At 47.5% G+C, this 18,241-nt stretch carries 14 protein-coding genes; 12 read left to right on the top strand and 2 right to left on the bottom strand.

The genetic code is table 11. The features are described 5' to 3' along the window. Positions 1–80: 80 nt before the first annotated feature. Positions 81–377, top strand: a complete 297-nt coding sequence (locus tag ACN0TF_RS00830; protein WP_417440378.1) for a YfcL family protein — start codon at positions 81–83, stop codon at positions 375–377. Here ACN0TF_RS00830 and mnmC read toward each other — a convergent pair. Next, positions 342–2,162, bottom strand: a complete 1,821-nt coding sequence (mnmC, locus tag ACN0TF_RS00835; RefSeq protein WP_417440379.1) for a bifunctional tRNA (5-methylaminomethyl-2-thiouridine)(34)-methyltransferase MnmD/FAD-dependent 5-carboxymethylaminomethyl-2-thiouridine(34) oxidoreductase MnmC — start codon at positions 2,160–2,162, stop codon at positions 342–344. The genes ACN0TF_RS00830 and mnmC overlap by 36 nt on opposite strands. 133 nt (positions 2,163–2,295) lie before the next feature. On the opposite strand from mnmC, the gene fabB reads away from it, so the two are divergent. The 10 genes from fabB to purF all read left to right on the top strand — a co-directional run bounded on the left by fabB (position 2,296) and on the right by purF (position 13,863). Further along, positions 2,296–3,510: a beta-ketoacyl-ACP synthase I gene (fabB, locus tag ACN0TF_RS00840; RefSeq protein WP_417440380.1), complete on the top strand. Its 1,215-nt coding sequence runs from the start codon at positions 2,296–2,298 to the stop codon at positions 3,508–3,510. A gap of 21 nt (positions 3,511–3,531) precedes the next feature. Then, on the top strand, positions 3,532–4,677 hold the full coding sequence (locus ACN0TF_RS00845) for a 4-phosphoerythronate dehydrogenase (RefSeq protein ID WP_417440381.1): 1,146 nt from the start codon (positions 3,532–3,534) through the stop codon (positions 4,675–4,677). Between the two features lie 9 nt (positions 4,678–4,686). Further along, positions 4,687–5,703 carry an aspartate-semialdehyde dehydrogenase gene (locus ACN0TF_RS00850; RefSeq protein ID WP_417440382.1) on the top strand — a complete coding sequence of 339 codons (1,017 nt, stop codon included), beginning with the start codon at positions 4,687–4,689 and terminating at the stop codon, positions 5,701–5,703. Positions 5,704–5,782: 79 nt separating this feature from the next. Continuing rightward, positions 5,783–8,140 carry a FimV/HubP family polar landmark protein gene (locus ACN0TF_RS00855; RefSeq protein WP_417440383.1) on the top strand — a complete coding sequence of 786 codons (2,358 nt, stop codon included), beginning with the start codon at positions 5,783–5,785 and terminating at the stop codon, positions 8,138–8,140. Between the two features lie 11 nt (positions 8,141–8,151). Then, the gene (truA, locus tag ACN0TF_RS00860; protein ID WP_417440384.1) at positions 8,152–8,937 is read left to right on the top strand and encodes a tRNA pseudouridine(38-40) synthase TruA; all 786 of its coding nucleotides are present in this window, start codon (positions 8,152–8,154) and stop codon (positions 8,935–8,937) included. Positions 8,938–9,028: 91 nt separating this feature from the next. Next, complete coding sequence (gene accD, locus ACN0TF_RS00865; protein ID WP_011234267.1) at positions 9,029–9,907, top strand: acetyl-CoA carboxylase, carboxyltransferase subunit beta; 879 nt, start codon at positions 9,029–9,031, stop codon at positions 9,905–9,907. After that, entirely contained in the window at positions 9,907–11,199 is a 1,293-nt protein-coding gene (gene folC, locus ACN0TF_RS00870; RefSeq protein ID WP_417440385.1) for a bifunctional tetrahydrofolate synthase/dihydrofolate synthase, read from the top strand. Before accD ends, folC begins: the two co-directional genes overlap by 1 nt. Positions 11,200–11,201: 2 nt before the next feature. After that, positions 11,202–11,747 (top strand): SPOR domain-containing protein, encoded by a 546-nt coding sequence (locus ACN0TF_RS00875; RefSeq protein WP_417440386.1) that lies wholly within the window; start codon positions 11,202–11,204, stop codon positions 11,745–11,747. Between the two features lie 89 nt (positions 11,748–11,836). Then, the gene (locus ACN0TF_RS00880; protein ID WP_011234264.1) at positions 11,837–12,331 is read left to right on the top strand and encodes a CvpA family protein; all 495 of its coding nucleotides are present in this window, start codon (positions 11,837–11,839) and stop codon (positions 12,329–12,331) included. Positions 12,332–12,345: 14 nt separating this feature from the next. After that, the gene (gene purF / locus ACN0TF_RS00885; protein WP_110012641.1) at positions 12,346–13,863 is read left to right on the top strand and encodes an amidophosphoribosyltransferase; all 1,518 of its coding nucleotides are present in this window, start codon (positions 12,346–12,348) and stop codon (positions 13,861–13,863) included. 34 nt (positions 13,864–13,897) lie between these two features. On the opposite strand, the gene astB is transcribed toward purF, so the two are convergent. Then, on the bottom strand, positions 13,898–15,241 hold the full coding sequence (gene astB / locus ACN0TF_RS00890) for an N-succinylarginine dihydrolase (protein WP_417441100.1): 1,344 nt from the start codon (positions 15,239–15,241) through the stop codon (positions 13,898–13,900). Positions 15,242–15,537: 296 nt separating this feature from the next. On the opposite strand from astB, the gene topA reads away from it, so the two are divergent. Then, a complete protein-coding gene (gene topA / locus ACN0TF_RS00895; protein WP_417440387.1) occupies positions 15,538–18,156 on the top strand; it encodes a type I DNA topoisomerase in 2,619 nt (872 codons plus the stop codon). Positions 18,157–18,241 lie beyond the last annotated feature (85 nt).

Here is an 18,241-nt window from a genome sequence, read left to right on the forward strand (position 1 = left end):
GGTTGAGTCTGTGATGCGGATGCATTGTAACAAAAAGACCGTTAGAATGAGCGCCTTTGTTTTTCAACGGGAAACTGCAGATGGGAACTCGTACGGACTTTGATCAATTAGTGGAACAACTTGAAACCGTATTCGATGATGCGGTGGTTTCCGGAACGGATGATGAGCTATTTGCTTGCGGCTATTTGCGGGGGCATTTCGATTTAGTCGTTGCGCAACTGGAAATGGCTGGTGAGACTCAACCGGAAAAGATTATGCCGGCTTTGCGTGAGGCAGTTCACAAAACGCGGCATGAGTTGTCTCCGGCTGACCAGACTCACATTAACAATGTACTGGACAAATTAGCTGTTAAAGCGACTAACGGAGATGCGGCGTAAAGCATCCTGAGTTAACGGCATTAACTCTCCGGTTAACTGACAGGCAATCACTTCTGCCAGAATAGGGGCAGAAGTGAAGCCTCGTGACCCCAGCGCTGTAATAACATATAAGTTTTCGGCAACCGCTCCGGTAACAGGCTGGTGATCGGGGCTGGTCGCCCGTACCGAGACTCTTTGAGATGTTAATTGCAGAGACTCAGCCCATTGCTGCCTCGCGTTTTCAGCCAGTTGTTTCAGGTTTTCCTCGTCATCCTCCGGGGTTGGTTCTAAATCGTCTCTATCGCGATTAAAGGTTGCGCCAACACAGTGATGGTTGCCATCTTCCGGAACTAAATACCCTTTAAAGCATAAAACCGTTTTCAGCGAAGACAATAACGGTGTTGTTTGAATCAGACTGACTTGTCCGCGAACCGGTTGTATTGGCAGCGGTTTAACGCTTTCCGGCAATAACGAGTTGATGTGATGACCCGTGGCAATGAGAACCCGCTCAGCGGCCAGCAAACTTCCGTCCTTTAGTGATATCTGCCAACTTCCACTTTCAGTTTTCTCCAGAGCCTTAGCTTCGCCTTCAATAAGATCAATTTGTGCTGCTTCTAAAAGACTTTTGACCACAGCCGCCGGTCGTAACCATCCGGCTCTAGGATAATGCAGCGCCGGAACCGCCAGTGGAATCCCGGCTTCTTGATCTGCCTCCGGCTGAGATAAATAGCGTACTGTGTCTGGCGCGTAAAGTTTATCGGCTATACGTTGGTAACGCTTAGCTCTGTCTTCGTTAAAGGCAGGCTGCATAACGCCCACAGGAAACCAGTGGGTGGCACAAAAATTACGGTAGAAGCTGGTGGCTGTGGAGAACGCCTGCCAGTAGAAACGACTGAGCGGCGTATGCTCGGCGTGTAACAGAGGATAAACTGCTCCTTGGGGGTTTCCGGATGCACCGTCAGCAGTACCGGCACTAATAACTCTGACGTTCACGCCTCTTTGCTTCAGTGCCAGGGCTGAACATGCCGCACTAATGCCGCCACCAATAATGGTAACGTCACGCCTGTCGTAATATTTCTGACAAACTTCGGCGTTATGGTAGTGACCACAAAGCATTTCCCGTTTGCGACCAAAGCCAGCTACTTTTTGAACTTCGAATCCGCTTTGCTGTAGTGATCTTCTGACACTGCCTGCAGCGGTAAAAGTCGCAAAGGTTGTTTCTTTATGTGCGGTTTGCTTCATGGCATCAAAAAGTGTTGGCTGCCACATTTCCGGGTTCTTTGCCGGAGCAAAACCGTCGAGAAACCAGGCGTCAATTTGGTGTTGTGCCTGCGGAAGCCATTCTGGTAGCAGCTCATTAAGGTCGCCTATCCACAGATCCAGAATGACGCGGCCCTGTGATAGGATAATGCGATGACAGCCGGGATCAGTTGCCGGGTAATGCTCCAGGAACAACTGACTGAATTCCGCTATTGGTTCTAATAATTGGTATGCTTGTTCAAGTTGCTGGCGCGATAAAGGGAACTTTTCGAAACTGACAAAATGGAGACGTGTGTTGGCGGGTGCCTGCTCTAAAAAACGTTTCCAGGTCAGAAGAAAGTTCAAGCCTGTACCAAACCCGGTTTCGGCTATGGTAAAGCTGTAATGAGCTGGCAGCGATAACCAGCGCTCCGGTAATCCGTTTTGCGCCAGAAATACGTACTGACTTTCGTCAACACCGCTTTCGACAGAAAAATAAATATCATCGAAAGTAGTGGAAACGGGTACGCCTTGCTCGTTAAACTGAACAGATGAATTAGAATTCAAGCGGCTATCCCATGATTTATTGGTTGATGAACGCTATAATAACAACTTTACGAACAACAGTGGACAAAGCAGACCACATTCACACACGACGTTGGTAAGATATCGACGTAGAAATGTCAGACAGGATTATAGAATGAGAAGAGCTGTTATCACCGGACTTGGTATTGTATCAAGTATCGGGAACAATCAAGAAGAAGTGCTGGAATCATTACGCAACGGCAAATCGGGTATTACCCGTTCAGAATCTTTTGCTGAAATGGGACTTCGCTGCCAGGTTTGGGGAGCTGTTGATTTAGATCCTAAAGACCATATTGACCGCAAAGCGTTGCGTTTCATGGGCGATTCGGCGGCTTATGCTTACATCGCTATGGCTCAGGCTATCGAAGATTCAGGCTTAACCGAAGAGCAGGTTTCTCACCCGCGTACGGGGTTAGTTGTTGGTTCCGGTGGCGCTTCTGGTGAACATCAGGTTGCAGCAGCTGATATTTTGCGTGAACGTGGCGTGAAAAAAGTTGGTCCATACATGGTACCTCGTTGCATGGCGTCAACGACTTCAGCGTGCCTGGCAACACCTTTTAAAATTAAAGGCGTTAACTATTCAATAAGTTCTGCTTGTGCAACCTCTGCGCACTGTATCGGCCATGCACTGGAATTAATTCAGTTCGGCAAACAAGACCGCGTATTTGCCGGCGGTGGTGAAGAACTGCACTGGACACTAGGCATGGAATTTGACGCCATGGGCGCATTAAGTACTAAGTACAATGATACGCCTGAAAAAGCTTCACGTACTTACGACCAGGGTCGTGACGGTTTCGTACCTGCTGGTGGTGGCGGTATTCTGGTTATTGAAGAACTGGAAGCGGCAAAAGCTCGTGGCGCCAAAATTTACGGTGAAATTGTAGGTTATGGTGCGACTTCAGACGGTTACGATATGGTAGCTCCGTCGGGTGAAGGCGCTGTTCGCTGTATGAAAATGGCGATGGAAACGGTAGATACTCCAATCGACTATTTGAACACCCACGGTACCAGTACACCGGTTGGCGACGTTAAAGAGTTAGAAGCTATTCGGGAAGTTTTCCCGGAGAAAACCCCGATGATTAGCGCGACAAAAGCAATGACAGGACACGCCTTGGGTGCCGCAGGTGTTCATGAAGCAATCTATTCATTGCTGATGCTTAAAAATGGTTTTGTTACACCTTCAATCAATATTGAAGAGCTGGATGAAAAAGCCGACGGCATGAACATTATTCAGCAGACAACTGAAGCACCACTGCGAACGGTTATGTCTAATAGCTTTGGCTTCGGTGGTACAAACGCATCGTTAGTGATGCGCCAATACTCTGAATAATCGACAAGATCGGTTACTTCGATGAAAATCGTTGCCGATCAGAATATTCCCGCACTTTCCGACTTATTGTCGGGTGCGGGAACACTTTCCTACTTTTCTGAACGAATCCCTCCGCAGAAACTATTGGCAGAAGCTGATGCTTTACTCGTACGTTCTGTGACTCAAGTTGATGAATCTCTCTTAGAGCAAGCTCCTAAACTTAAATTTGTTGCGTCCGCAACCATTGGCACTGAGCATATAAATATTCAGGCTTTAAAAGAGCGGGGCATTGTGTTTGCCCACGCGCCGGGGGCGAATGCGCAATCAGTTGGTGAGTATGTTTTGTGCGCGGTGCTCAATTGGTTAAGTGACCAACCCCGGTATGTAGCTGACGAAATCGATGTTGCCATTGTTGGTGCCGGGCATACGGGAAAAGCCGCCGGAAAGAGGCTGGAAGCTCTGGGACTCAATGTTCATTATTATGATCCGCCCTTGTGTAAAAAAGGCGTTAAGTTTGTGCATGACCATTGGCAGCGTGTACTAACGGCCGATATTATCTCCTGCCATGTCCCCTTGACGCGGGACGGCGATTTCCCGACTCAGCATTTGTTTGAAAATACGGCATTGCAGTCACTGCATTCGCAGCAGTTATTAATTAACGCCAGCCGGGGTGCTGTTATCGATAACAACGCTTTACTGGAGCGAGTCGAGCAGGGTGAGCGCCCATCGCTGGTGCTGGATGTATGGGAGAATGAACCCGAAGTATTGTCAGGTTTAGTGCCTTATGTTGATATCGCAACTCCACATATTGCCGGACACAGTCTGGAAGGTAAAGTCGGCGGGGCGGTAATGATTTCAAATGCATTGCTGGAACACTTTGGTAAGCCCGCCGATAAGACTTTGTCTGATGTGTTGCCGAGAACGGCCTGGAATGAACGTGATGCCGATGAGTTGAATTCACTGGAAAGTCTTAATTTTTGGGCAAAAGAACATTTCGACTTGTTCCTGGACGATGAACTTTTTCGGCAACGGGGTCTCACTCGCGACGGTTTTGATAGTTTACGACGCAATTATCGCAAAGAAAGCCCGCGTAGAGAGTTCATTAATCAGGTCGTTACATGCCATAATAGCGAGCAATACATCCAGTTTTTACAGTTGGGCTTTAATGCTCAACAATTGCCTAAGTAAGGAGTTAGCATGTCACATGGGTTTCGCGTTGCCGTATTAGGTGCAACAGGTTTAGTAGGCCAGCAAATGATAGAGATTTTAGCTGAGCGAAAATTCCCGGTGGCAGAACTTTTCCCGTTAGCAAGTGCACGTTCTGCTGGCGCTACAGTCGATTTTAATGGCGAAGAAATAGAAGTCTTAGATGCTGGTGAGTTCGACTGGTCTAATGCTGATATCGCGTTCTTTTCAGCGGGCGGTTCAATTTCACGCGAGTTCGCGCCTAAAGCCGCTGAAGCCGGTTGTGTGGTTATTGATAACACCTCTGAATATCGCTACGAACCGGATATTCCCTTGGTGGTGCCGGAGGTTAATGCCTGGGCGCTAGCCGATTTCAGAAACCGCAATATTATTGCTAACCCGAATTGCTCGACCATTCAAATGATGGTGGCACTTAAGCCTATTCATGATGCGGTTGGTATTGAGCGCATAAATGTCAGCACCTATCAGTCGGTATCTGGTGCTGGTAAAGAAGCGATGGAAGAGCTGGCAAAGCAGACTGCAGAACTTTTAAACGGCAAGAAGCCGACGGTCGCGAACTTCAGTCGACAAATTGCTTTCAACTGTATTCCTCAAATAGATGTTTTTCAGGAGAATGACTACACCAAAGAAGAAATGAAAATGGTGTGGGAAACCCAAAAGATATTTAATGACCCTAGTATTCGGGTGAATCCTACGGCGGTAAGGGTTCCTGTATTTTTCGGACACGCAGAAGCCATTCATATTGAAACGCGGCAGCCAATTACCGCTGAGCATGCAAAACAGCTGTTAAGTGAAGCTCCAGGTGTTACTTTAATGGAGCAGCGCGAGGAATTTCCGACTCAAGTGGGAAATGCCGCTGGCAATGACGATGTCTTTGTAGGGCGGGTACGGGAAGATATCAGCCACCCTAACGGACTTAACCTGTGGGTTGTATCGGACAACATACGCAAAGGCGCGGCAACCAATAGCATACAAATTGCGGAAGCTTTAATTCGTGATTACTGGTAATTTAAGCAGCTGTATGTCATAAAGTTTTTTTAACGAACGCCGTTAAAGATAAGAGCAAAGCGCGGGCAGAGACTAAAGGATGAGAAAAACCAAGATAGTGCAGGTACTGAGATACTTCTCGCTGGCAGCCATTGTGTTGTCCGGCAGCATGACTGTCGCTGCAGCAGGTTGGCAGGATGGTGTCGTTATAAAAGGCGAGAAAGGCTCAGAAGCAACCGATGTGCGTATCGGCCAGGAGCGCTATGGGCCTATAAGCAGCAACGATACACTGTGGGATATTGCGCGGCGTTATAAGCCTCATTCCAGTGTGACTCAGTATCAGACTATGGTTGCTATTGTGCAGGCGAACGACGATGCCTTCGTCGATGGTAATATGAACCGCATGCTCGATGGTTTTTACCTGCGTATACCTTCTTTGCAAGAAATCAAAATGGTTAACCCCGAAGCTGCTCGCCGGCAAGTCGTGGTTGATGGTCAGTTGAAAAACAAGTCTCAACAACTCTCACAAGCTCAGCAGGACACCCAGAAAACTCGCGCCGAACAGCAGCAGTTACTGGAACAGGCCAGAGCAAAAGCTGAACAAACCATTCAGGAAGTTGAACAGCGTCAGGAACAAAACTTTCAGGAACTACGCTCTGACATGCAGCAGTCCATGCAGGCGGTTGAACGCATGTATGGAGAGAATAAGTCTCTGCAGGAGCGTATTGACTCGTTAGCGTCGCGTTTAGATGAGCTCGCCAACAATGTGAGCAAAACCGATGAGCTTGAAGTTCAGTTTCAACAGGTATTAGCTCAACAGCGAGAAATGCTTGAACAGCAAGCCCGAGAGGAAATGGAAGAGGAGTCAGGTTTTTCCGACTGGCTGCAAAGCCCTCTGAATATGTTGCTGGTATCGGTTTTACCGGCACTGCTTATTATCGGTCTTATTGTTTTCTTCTTTTTACGCCGTTCAACGAAACCGGTAGAGGAAGATGAAGAGCCGGAAGAGAAGAGCAGCAAAGAGCTTACCGAAGAAGAAGCCGCGGCTGAACTCGATAAAGAATTGCTGGGTGATGTGCCTAACGACAGTACGGATGGCTTATTCGATATTGACGGTGAAGAAAGTGCTGACGATGAAGGCGACGACTTAAGTGCGTTAGAGGCCGAGTTAACCGGAAATTCGAGCGAACCTGAAGCCGCTGATTTGAGTGTTCGTCTTGACGATGGAAAAGACGATGCCAAGAAGGAAGAACCGAAGCCGGAAGCTGAAACTGAACCGGCTGTAGAAGACGATTTAGATGACGACGATCAGGCTGTGTTGCCGGATGAAGAAGACGAAGAGTCTAGTGAACTGTCTCAGGATGAACTAGACCGTTTGTTTGGTGAAGCCGACGATGATGACGAACAGGCTATTGACCTGTCCGTCAATGATGAAGAAGAGTCTTCGGAGTCATCGAGTGCAGGCACTGATGAACCTGTTTCAGAAGATATTGAGCAAGAAGGCGAAGCAACAGAAGAAGAGTCTGCAGTAGCGGACGTCGATGATATCGATGACATTCTGTCCGACAACGCGCCTTCAGAAACCCCTGAAGAAGCTGACAGCGATGGTGAGCCTGCAACTGATGATACGCCGGACGAAGGTGAAAGCGAATCTGATGAAGAAAACGATGATTTGTTGCCGGATGATTTTGACGACAGCGAGGTTGATGATGTTCTCGCTGAATTAGGTCTTGCAGAAAGCCAGACCGACGAGCCGGAAAGTGCGGAAGCGCAAAGCATAGAAACAAACAGCTCCGAAACAGAAAGTGAACCAGAAACTGATGAGGCTCAACCAGAAGAGGCTCCCGAAGCGGAAGAAACCGAGCTAACCTCGCAGGAGGAAAGTCAGCCTGTAGAAGAAGACTCCGAAGAGGACAATCTGGAACAGTTGTTGCAGGAGTCGGATGAGTTGACGCAGTCACTGGACGATCTGGATGACCTTGAAGAAGAAGTTCCGGACGACGATGCGGAACTTGATCAGGCTGAAGATGAAGCGGACAAAGACTTAGAATCATTATTTGGCGGTACCGATAATGCGGATAATATTGTCGATGAAGATGAGCCGGCTACAGAAGAAGACGACACCGAAAGCGAAGCCGAAACTGATGCATTTAGTGCTACCGACGATGATGAATTTGTGGATATTGACTCCTTAATGGCGGATGCCGATGAGGAAGACGAAGACAGCGATCGCTATCAGTCGTCGGCAGTAAAAGACGTTTTACCGGATGATGAGTCGGGAAATGCCGAAGGTGCTCCAGAAGATGATGATCCGGCGGGGCAGCTCGACCTGGCCAGAGCCTATATTGAAATGGGCGAAGAGGACGAAGCACGGGAAGTTCTTCAGCAATTAGCAGAAGGTGATGATGAAGCGCTGGCAAATGAAGCTAAGGCGCTGCAACAGAAACTAGATTCGTAGGATAAAGTAGTATGCGAATGGCCTTATGCCTTGAATACGACGGCAGTCGTTATTATGGATGGCAACGACAACGTGAAGTAGCCAGTGTTCAACAGTGTGTTGAAGAGGCTTTGAGTAAAATAGCGAATGCTCCTGTTGAGGTAACCTGTGCTGGCAGAACAGATGCTGGCGTTCACGCTACCGCGCAGATAGTGCATTTTGATGTCCCGGTACCAAGAGCTGACGTAGCCTGGACGTTAGGCGTGAACAGTAATCTGCCAGCTGGCATTGCTGTGCGTTGGGCGCAAGAAGTTGACAGTGATTTCAGTGCGCGTTTTAGTGCGACGTCGCGACGTTACCGCTATATTATTGCTAATACCAGATTTCGTCCGGGTATTCATTCGGCCGGGGTCAGTCACTATCATCAGCCACTTGATGCAGAAGTTATGCAAAAAGGTGCTCAGGCGCTTATTGGTGAACACGACTTTACTGCCTTCCGGGCATCTCATTGTCAGTCGCATACGCCGTTTCGTAAGGTTTCCGATTTAACGATTGAACGCCGTGGCGATTATATTATCGTGGATATTTCAGCGAATGCTTTTTTGCACCATATGGTGCGCAATATTGTCGGCAGTCTGATCGTTGTTGGCCAGCATCTGCAGCCGCCGGAGTGGATTGGCGAACTGCTAAGAGAAAAAGATCGCACCAAGGCAGCTGCTACAGCGAAACCCGGCGGACTTTACCTGGTGGCAGTAACCTACCCGGAACACTATAATATACCCGATGCTCCACTGGGACCTTTGTGGCTAGGCGATTAAGAGTCACTGTTATGACCTCTTTGCTTGACCCATTTGTGGTACCATGTAAGCTACATCAAATTGACTAATAACAGCCTTTGGGCGGAATAGTATGAGCTGGATAGAAAGAATTCTTGCGAAGCCAAAAATTAACAAACGACGTGGCGTTCCAGAGGGCGTGTGGAGTAAGTGCACGGCCTGTGGCAATATTATTTATAAGGCTGATTTAGAACGCAGTCTTAATGTTTGCCCTAAGTGTGATCATCACATGCGGGTCACCGGGCGCAGCCGCTTAGATATTTTTCTGGATAAAGACAATCGCGAAGAAATAGGCACAGATTTAGAGCCAAAAGACGTTTTGCGCTTTAAAGATTCCAAAAAATACAAAGACCGTATTGCTGCCGCACAAAAAAGCACGGGTGAGAACGATGCCTTAATTGCCGAGAAAGGTACCGTAAAAGGCGTTCCTTTAGTCGCAGTTGCCTTTGACTTTAACTTTATGGGCGGCTCCATGGCATCGGTAGTAGGGGCTAAGTTTGTATTGGCTGCCGAAGTCTGCCTTAAGCATCGTATTCCGCTGGTATGTTTTTCTGCCTCTGGCGGTGCCCGTATGCAGGAAGCTCTGATGTCGTTAATGCAAATGGCTAAGACCTCTGCGGCTTTAGCCCGTATGAGCGAAGAAGGTCTGCCGTTCATCTCGATATTAACCGACCCTACCATGGGTGGTGTTTCTGCTAGTCTGGCAATGTTGGGTGATATTCATATTGCCGAACCAAAAGCACTCATCGGTTTTGCCGGACCTCGAGTTATCGAGCAAACGGTTCGTCAAACCTTACCGGAAGGTTTTCAACGCGCTGAGTTCTTGCTGGAACATGGGGCTATCGACATGATTACCGACCGTCGTGATATGCGCGATACTGTTGCCCGTTTGTTGGCGAAAATGCAAAACTTACCTTCTACCGAAGCTACGGAAGTAAGCGTAAACGAGTAATGGCGGAAATATCTTTATCAGCTCCTGCAGCGACAGCGTCACTGCAGGAGTGGTTGACCTACCTCGAACATCTTCATCCGAAAAATATCGATATGGGTCTGGAGCGTGTAGCCAGAGTCGCTGCTAATGCCGGCGTATTAAAGCCCGCATCTTTAGTCATAACGGTTAGCGGAACCAATGGTAAAGGCTCAACAGTTTGCTATCTGGAAACCATTCTGCAGGCGGCGGGCTACACTACCGGCGTTTATACCTCACCGCATATTACCGAGTATCGCGAGCGGGTTCGGGTTAATGCGCAAGAATTGCCGGACTCCGAACACGTTAAAGCATTTCATGCTATTGAGCAGGCTCGTAACAATACGTCATTAACTTATTTTGAGTTCGGTACTTTAGCCGCGCTTTGGTTAATGGGTCGCCAGTCTCCGGATGTCGCTATTCTTGAGGTCGGTCTTGGTGGGCGGTTAGACGCGGTTAACTGTGTTGATGCAGACGTGGCTGTGGTCACCAGCATCGGCATCGATCACATTGCTTTTCTCGGAAATAATCGTGAACACATAGGGTATGAAAAGGCCGGTATTGCCAGAGCGGGTAAACCATTAATTTGCGGTGAAGCAAATCCAACGGCCAGTATTGCAGAAAGCGCGGAGCGTATAGGAGCTAAGCTTTATCAAGTCGGGCGTGAATTTCATCGTACCGAATACAAAGAAAGCTGGAGTTATCGCAGTCAGAACACCCAATTGAATGACTTACCGTTACCCAAACTGCCTCTTATCAATGCGTCAACAGCCATTGCGGCTATCGAACAATTGCCGTTACCAGTCAGCTTATCGGCTATTCGTGAAGGTATCACCCAGGCAAGTCTGGCCGGGCGAATGCAATCTCATAACGTTGATGGTATTGAAATTTTGCTGGATGTTGCGCATAACCCGCAGGCTGCAGTTTATGCCTGTCGCTATTTACGTAAGTTTTATCCCGAGCATAACGTTATCGCTGTGGTTGGTATGCTAAGTGATAAAGACCATGCCGGTGTCGCTAACGCATTGAGCTCTCAGGCTTCTGCCTGGTATCTTGGTTCACTGTCGGAACCGCGTGGTGAAACTGCGGATAACTTGGTGACCAGTGCTAAATTACCTACAGAATCCTGTTATTTGTTTGAATCTGTGGAGCAGGCATTTGCTGCTGCAGTAGCAGCAGCGCAGCAATGGCAAATGAATCATGGTAAGGCTCTGGTTTTCGGCTTCGGCTCGTTTTACACTGTAGCGAGAATTAACGCGTACCTAAAAGGAGTTTGAGTTTGTCCAGTCCTCTGCAAAATCGTCTCGTTGGCACTTTAATACTTGTGGCGTTAGCCGTGATCATTATTCCTGATGTGCTTGATGGCGAAAAGAAAGGGCCTGTGGAACCAATGGAAACTATTCCGTTAAAGCCCGCAGTAGAGGAGCAGCTACAGAAACCTGAAACTCTCTCAGATACAACAGTAGCAGAGCCCGTTACGGTTGAAGAAGCGTCATCAAATGTTGAGAAGACAGCAGATGAGGCCTCTCCCGTTAACGAAGACAACGACGTTCAGGCGCCACCACGCGAACCTGCAGAGTTTGCTGCCGATGGTAAAGCCTGGGTTATTCAGTTAGGTGCTTTTAGTCAGGAAGACAGCGTTAAGCGACTAATTTCTCAGTTACAGGCAAAGGGTTTTGCCGCATACTCACAAAAAGCCTCAGGCGGCTCTTTGATTCGTGTATTGGTTGGTCCGGATACGTCTAAATCAGAACTTGAAAAGCAATTAACGCCATTAAAAGAGTTAACCGGTCTTGAAGGTAAGGTCATTACCTACCGGCCATAAGTTTTGCAATATATGCGAAAAGAAATCACATTATGAATCGCATTCTGTTAAAATCGCCCGCGTCTTTAGCTCAGCAATTGTGAGTCACTATGCTCTGGATTGACTACGCCATTATCATTGTTATTGGCCTTTCTACGCTTATCAGCCTGGTAAGAGGATTCGTTAAAGAAGCCGTATCTCTGGCCATCTGGATAGCAGCTTTTTTCATCGCTAGTCAGTTCTACGAAGATCTTGCGGTATACTTTACCCAAATTGGTGACCCGTTGGTCAGAAACGCAGCCGCTATTGCCGCTCTATTTGTAGCGACACTTATTCTGGGCGCTATTATCAACTATATTCTTTCTCAATTAGTCCATCACACCGGCTTGTCCGGAACCGACCGGGTACTTGGTCTGGTTTTTGGTGCCTTACGCGGAGTGCTAATTGTCAGTGCGTTATTATTCTTTATCGACTCCTTTACTACCTTATCTTCCAGTGACTGGTGGAAGGAGTCCGTGTTAATTCCCCATTTCGGTGTATTTATTCAGTGGTTTTTCAGTTACCTGGAAAACAGCTCCAGTTTTTTAGTCCCTCAACCTGTATAAAAAGGTGAAAAGACATGTGTGGTATTGTTGGTATTGTTGGTAAGCAACCCGTTAACCAAGCGCTTTACGATGGGTTAACTATGCTTCAACATCGTGGCCAGGACGCCGCTGGTATTATGACAGTTGATGAACACTGTACTTTGCGTTTAAGAAAAGCCAACGGACTGGTGCGGGATGTGTTCCATACGCGTCACATGCACCGCTTGTCGGGTAACGTCGGTATTGGTCATGTGCGTTATCCTACGGCCGGAAGTTCGAGCTCAGCAGAAGCGCAGCCATTCTATGTTAACTCGCCTTTTGGTATTGCCATGGCGCACAACGGTAACTTAACTAATGCTGCTGACGTTCAGGAACATTTGTTTCAAACGGCCCGTCGTCATATTAATACCACCTCCGACTCGGAAATTTTGCTGAACATTTTTGCCAATGAGCTGGATAAAAACGAGAGTTTAACGCTGAGCGAAGAAGACGTTTTTCGCACCATGACCGCGGTTCACCGTCAGGTTCGTGGTTCTTACGCTGTGGTAGCCATGATTCTGGGTCATGGCATGGTTGCATTCCGTGACCCATGGGGCATTCGTCCTTTAGCTCTGGGTAAACGTGATACCGAAGACGGCGAAGAGTACATTGTTGCCTCTGAAAGCGTTGCCATTGACGGCACCGGTTTTAAATATATGCGCGATGTCGAGCCTGGCGAAGCTATTTATATTACAAACGATGGAAAGCTGTATTCTCGTCAGTGCGCTGATAAGCCAATACATTGTCCGTGTATTTTTGAGTACGTGTACTTTGCGCGTCCCGACTCGTTTATTGATGGCATTTCGGTCTATGCCTCTCGGGTTAATATGGGCCGTAAGCTGGGCGAGAAGATAAAGCGTGATTACGGCGAACTCGATATTGATGTGGTTATTCCAATTCCTGAAACCAGCTGTGATATCGCTTTAGAGATAGCCAGCGTGCTGGACTTGCCTTATCGCCAGGGCTTTGTGAAAAACCGTTATATTGGTCGTACCTTTATTATGCCGGGACAGACTCAGCGACGTAAATCAGTACGCCGAAAGTTAAATGCCATTAGCGCGGAATTCCGTGGTAAAAATGTTCTACTGGTTGATGATTCAATTGTACGTGGAACAACATCAGAGCAAATAATTGAAATGGCTCGTGAAGCCGGTGCGAAAAAAGTGTATTTTGCATCAGCGGCTCCGGAAATTCGCTTCCCGAACGTTTACGGCATTGATATGCCAAGCGCTAATGAGCTTATTGGTCACGGACGTGAAGCAACGGAAATTCGTGACATAATTAAAGCTGATGGTCTCATTTATCAGGATCTTGACGACTTAATTGAAGCAGTAGGAGCTGAAAATCGTTCTATTAAACGTTTTGATACCTCGGTATTCAGTGGTGAATACGTAACGGGTGATGTGAGTCAGGAATATTTGGATCGTTTGCATGCGGCACGTAACGACGTTGCAAGATCCGATCGTGACGGCTCAGAAGACGCCAACCTCGAACTTCACAACGACAACGATTAATTTATTCTGAAATAAAAGACTGAGCGCTTGGCGCTCAGTCTTGCTGGAATGGATACACTGAACCCAGCTTCATAATTTGTGTTAACTCATCTAGTGCCGTACGCGATTCTTCCAATAGCGCAGGGTCACGTAAATCATCGACCGCTAATTCGTCACGGTAATGCTTCTCTACCCACTGATTCAAACGATTAAATAGCCCATCAGACATTAGACAATTCTGGTTTGCACCTGCTATTTCTTCATCGTTTAAAGCAACACGTAAACGCAAACAGGCTGGACCGCCACCGTTGCGCATACTCTGTTTCACATCAAAGTACTCAACCCGCTTAATTGGGCTGTCGGCGCTTTGCGTTAGCTGCTCAAGATAGGAACGGACATTATCGTTTTCCTGACACTCCGTAGGAGCGATAATGGTCATTTGGCCGTCGGGCGGTGTAATTAACTGAGTATTGAATAAATAGGTATTTACTGCGTCCTGAATGCTAACTTGTTCTGTACCAACTTTAATGAAATGTAGTGGGTTTTCGCCGAATTTACGTTGAATTTCTGCTAATTTCGACTCAGTATCTGCAAAGGCCTGCTCGTGATAAAAAAGCACATTCTGGTTGCCGACTGCGATAACATCATTATGGAATACGCCCTGGTCAATGACATCAGGGTTCTGTTGAATGTAAACGGTATTGTCTTCACTTAAACCATGCAACCGGGCAATTGCCTGAGAGGCTTCCAGAGTTTGTCTTGCCGGAAAGCGCTTAGGCGCTGGCTTGGAACTGTCGAAGGCGTAACGGCCAAAAACAAACAGCTCAATTCCGGCATGACCATATTCACGACACAAGCGGGTGTGGTTCGCCGCGCCTTCATCGCCAAAATGCTCGTTATCCGGTAAATGTGTATGGTGCTCAAAATAACGACCATTATTAAACATTGCCTGCAGAATACGGCCACTGGTTTGCGGTTCTAACGAACGGTGAAACTTATTGGTCAGGTTAGCCGGGGTAAAATGCACTTTCCCGTTGGCGGTATCTGCACTTGGCGAGACCGTCGCGGCATTGGCTGTCCACATACTTGAAGCGGAGCAAACGGCCTGAAATATAGCTGGTGCTCCGGTTGCTGCGCGGTACAACACCTCGGAATCAGTACCGTGGAAGCCCAGACGACGTAATGCAAAAATATCCGGGCGTTCCTGTGGTGCTAAAACGCCTTGCTTCATTCCCATATCGTGCAAGGCTTTCATTTTTTTCAGACCTTGCAGGGCAGCATGTTTGGGGCTGGAAGTTGCTTTTGCATTAGCTAAAGAGGCAACGTTGCCGAACGATAGTCCAGCGTAGTTATGAGTTGGGCCAACCAAACCGTCGTAGTTGACTTCGAAGTGTTGCATGCTCACTTGTCGATACTCCCTGCACGTATCGTGCACCTAAAAATAGAAACTTAATTGCCATTATACTGTTTTAAAACGGCCTTGAAAGCCTTTATTTTTCTGGACTTTGGCTTGCTATTCTAATTGTGACTGTTTATTTAACTTGTGCGAATTTTTATCAAATAACCGAGTTGCGGTTGTTTCTGCAAGCGATAACCGATATACCTAAAAAAGGCCGCTAAAGAGCAATTGCACTTGTAATTGTTACTGTTAGCACGTATATACACGGTCATCTACAACAAGAGAACGATTATTCTATGGCAAAATCGCTCGTCATTGTCGAGTCTCCGGCAAAAGCCAAAACGATTAATAAGTATTTAGGTAAGGACTTTGTCGTTAAGTCCAGTGTTGGTCATGTCCGTGATCTGCCTACCCGTGCCACTGAGACAATAAAGAGTAAGCCGGCTGCGGAAGTACGCAAAATGTCGCCGGATGCTAAGGCAAAATACCAGAAAGAACGTGATTATAAGCGACTGATTGCTCGTATGGGGGTTGACCCGGAAAATGACTGGGAAGCGCATTACGAGGTTCTGCAGGGAAAAGAAAAAGTCGTAAAAGAGCTAAAACAGTTAGCCAAAAAGTCAGATGAAATTATTCTGGCAACGGATTTGGACCGCGAGGGGGAGGCGATAGCCTGGCACTTGCGGGAACTTATTGGTGGTGATGACTCGCGTTATAAACGCGTGGTGTTTAACGAAATAACGAAAAAAGCGATTCAGGAGGCCTTTGAGCATCCGGCAGAGCTGAACACCGACCGGGTTAATGCGCAGCAGACTCGACGTTTCCTGGATCGGGTCGTTGGTTTTATGGTGTCGCCCTTGCTGTGGAAGAAGATCGCCCGAGGGTTGTCAGCAGGACGTGTTCAATCTGTTGCTGTAAGGCTTGTGGTTGAACGTGAGCGTGAAATTAAAGCCTTTGTACCGGAAGAGTATTGGGACGTTCATGCAGACCTAAATACGCCTGCGGACGAGTCTCTGCGCATGCAGGTGATGAAGCAGGCTGGTAAAAACTTCCGCCCGTCCAATAAACAGGAAACTGACGCGGCTTTAGCGCTACTGAAAAAAGCCGGCTATGAAATTACCGGGCGCGAAGATAAGCCGACGTCCAGCAAACCCAGCGCACCATTTATTACCTCGACTCTGCAGCAAGCCGCCAGCACCCGATTAGGCTTTGGCGTTAAGAAAACCATGATGATGGCTCAGCGTTTGTATGAAGCGGGTCACATTACGTACATGCGTACTGACTCAACCAATTTAAGTTCTGAAGCTGTCGATGCTTGTCGTGAATTAATTACCAAGGATTTTGGTAAAAACTATTTACCTGACGCTCCTATTCGCTATGGAGCAAAAAGTAATGCGCAGGAAGCGCACGAAGCGATACGCCCTTCAGACGTAAAGGTTAAGTCAGAGTCACTGGCTTCTGTTGAGCGAGATGCGCAACGTTTGTATGAACTTATCTGGCGTCAATTTGTGGCCTGCCAAATGGTACCGGCTCGTTATGACAGTACCACTTTGACGGCAACCGCCGGCGATTTTGAATTGAAAGCTCGCGGACGCGTTATGCGATTTGCCGGTTGGACAAAGGTGATGCCCCCGGCCAGTAGTAAAAAAGACGGTGATGCGACCTTGCCTGATGTGAAAAAAGGCGATGCGTTACAGCTGGAGAAACTGAACCCGGAACAACACTTTACTAAGCCACCGGCGCGTTATGGCGAGGCTTCTTTAGTCAAAGAACTAGAGAAACGAGGCATTGGTCGCCCATCAACTTATGCTTCAATTATTTCTACCATTCAGGATCGCGGTTATGTTCGGGTTGAGAGCCGTCGGTTCTTTGCTGAGAAAATGGGTGAAATTGTCAATGATCGGTTGATTGAGAACTTTACTGAGCTAATGAACTATAATTTTACGGCGGAAATGGAACAGGCTCTGGATGATATTGCCGCCGGAAAGCGGGACTGGAAAGAGACTCTGGATAAGTTTTATGCCGACTTTAAAGAGCGTCTGGAAAAAGCTGAACTGGAACCGACTGAGGGCGGCATGCGTGAGAACAGCATGGTTCTTACCGATATTGACTGCCCTGAATGTGGTCGTAAAATGGGAATAAGAACAGCTTCCACGGGGGTATTCCTTGGCTGTTCTGGCTATAACCTGCCGCCCAAAGAGCGTTGTACCAAAACGCTTAACCTGACACCGGGCGAAGAAGCTATAGAGGTGACTGACGAAGAAGAGCGTGAAACTGAAGCGCTTCGGGCCAAGAAGCGTTGTCCTAAATGTGGCACCGCAATGGACAGTTACCTTATTGACGAAAAGCGTAAATTACACGTTTGTGGTAATAACCCGACATGTGACGGTCAACTGGTTGAAGAGGGGACTTTCCGCATTAAGGGTTATGACGGACCCACCATTGAATGCGATAAGTGTGGTTCTGAAATGCAGTTAAAAACGGGACGTTTTGGTAAGTACTTTGGATGTACTAACAGTGAGTGCAAAAACACCCGGAAATTACTGCGAAGCGGAGAAGCTGCGCCACCGAAAGAAGACCCTGTGCCGTTACCTGAGTTGCCTTGTGAAGAGTCGGATGCTTATTTTGTATTAAGAGACGGTGCCTCCGGTATTTTTCTATCGGCCAATACCTTCCCTAAATCGAGAGAAACTCGGGCGGTAACGGTAAAAGAACTGGCTCAGTTTAAAGATCGTTTACCGGAAAAATTCAAGTACCTGGCAGAAGCTCCTAAGGAAGATGATGACGGTAACGATGCTATTGTTCGTTTTTCAAGAAAAAATAAAGAACAGTACGTTGTAACTGAAATTAAGAAGAAACAAACGGGGTGGAAGGCGTTCTACCGTAGCGGTAAATGGAAAGTTGAGGAAAAGTAGCTAAAAACTTACGGGCAAACACTCATTTTGCCAATAGTTAAAAGATAAAAGCTGGACTAACATAGAGCCGTGTCTATTGAAGGAC

It is taken from the genome of Idiomarina sp. (genome assembly GCF_048265525.1).
Taxonomy (GTDB): domain Bacteria; phylum Pseudomonadota; class Gammaproteobacteria; order Enterobacterales; family Alteromonadaceae; genus Idiomarina.

Excerpts from the sequence above, each read along its gene's own strand:
- ACN0TF_RS00850 (WP_417440382.1), top strand. The coding sequence starts at position 4,687 with ATGTCACATGGGTTTCGCGTTGCCGTATTAGGTGCAACAGGTTTAGTA.
- folC (WP_417440385.1), top strand. The coding sequence starts at position 9,907 with ATGGCGGAAATATCTTTATCAGCTCCTGCAGCGACAGCGTCACTGCAG.
- ACN0TF_RS00855 (WP_417440383.1), top strand. The coding sequence starts at position 5,783 with ATGAGAAAAACCAAGATAGTGCAGGTACTGAGATACTTCTCGCTGGCA.
- ACN0TF_RS00830 (WP_417440378.1), top strand. The coding sequence starts at position 81 with ATGGGAACTCGTACGGACTTTGATCAATTAGTGGAACAACTTGAAACC.
- purF (WP_110012641.1), top strand. The coding sequence starts at position 12,346 with ATGTGTGGTATTGTTGGTATTGTTGGTAAGCAACCCGTTAACCAAGCG.
- ACN0TF_RS00845 (WP_417440381.1), top strand. The coding sequence starts at position 3,532 with ATGAAAATCGTTGCCGATCAGAATATTCCCGCACTTTCCGACTTATTG.
- fabB (WP_417440380.1), top strand. The coding sequence starts at position 2,296 with ATGAGAAGAGCTGTTATCACCGGACTTGGTATTGTATCAAGTATCGGG.
- topA (WP_417440387.1), top strand. The coding sequence starts at position 15,538 with ATGGCAAAATCGCTCGTCATTGTCGAGTCTCCGGCAAAAGCCAAAACG.
- accD (WP_011234267.1), top strand. The coding sequence starts at position 9,029 with ATGAGCTGGATAGAAAGAATTCTTGCGAAGCCAAAAATTAACAAACGA.
- truA (WP_417440384.1), top strand. The coding sequence starts at position 8,152 with ATGCGAATGGCCTTATGCCTTGAATACGACGGCAGTCGTTATTATGGA.
- astB (WP_417441100.1), bottom strand. The coding sequence starts at position 15,241 with ATGCAACACTTCGAAGTCAACTACGACGGTTTGGTTGGCCCAACTCAT.
- ACN0TF_RS00880 (WP_011234264.1), top strand. The coding sequence starts at position 11,837 with ATGCTCTGGATTGACTACGCCATTATCATTGTTATTGGCCTTTCTACG.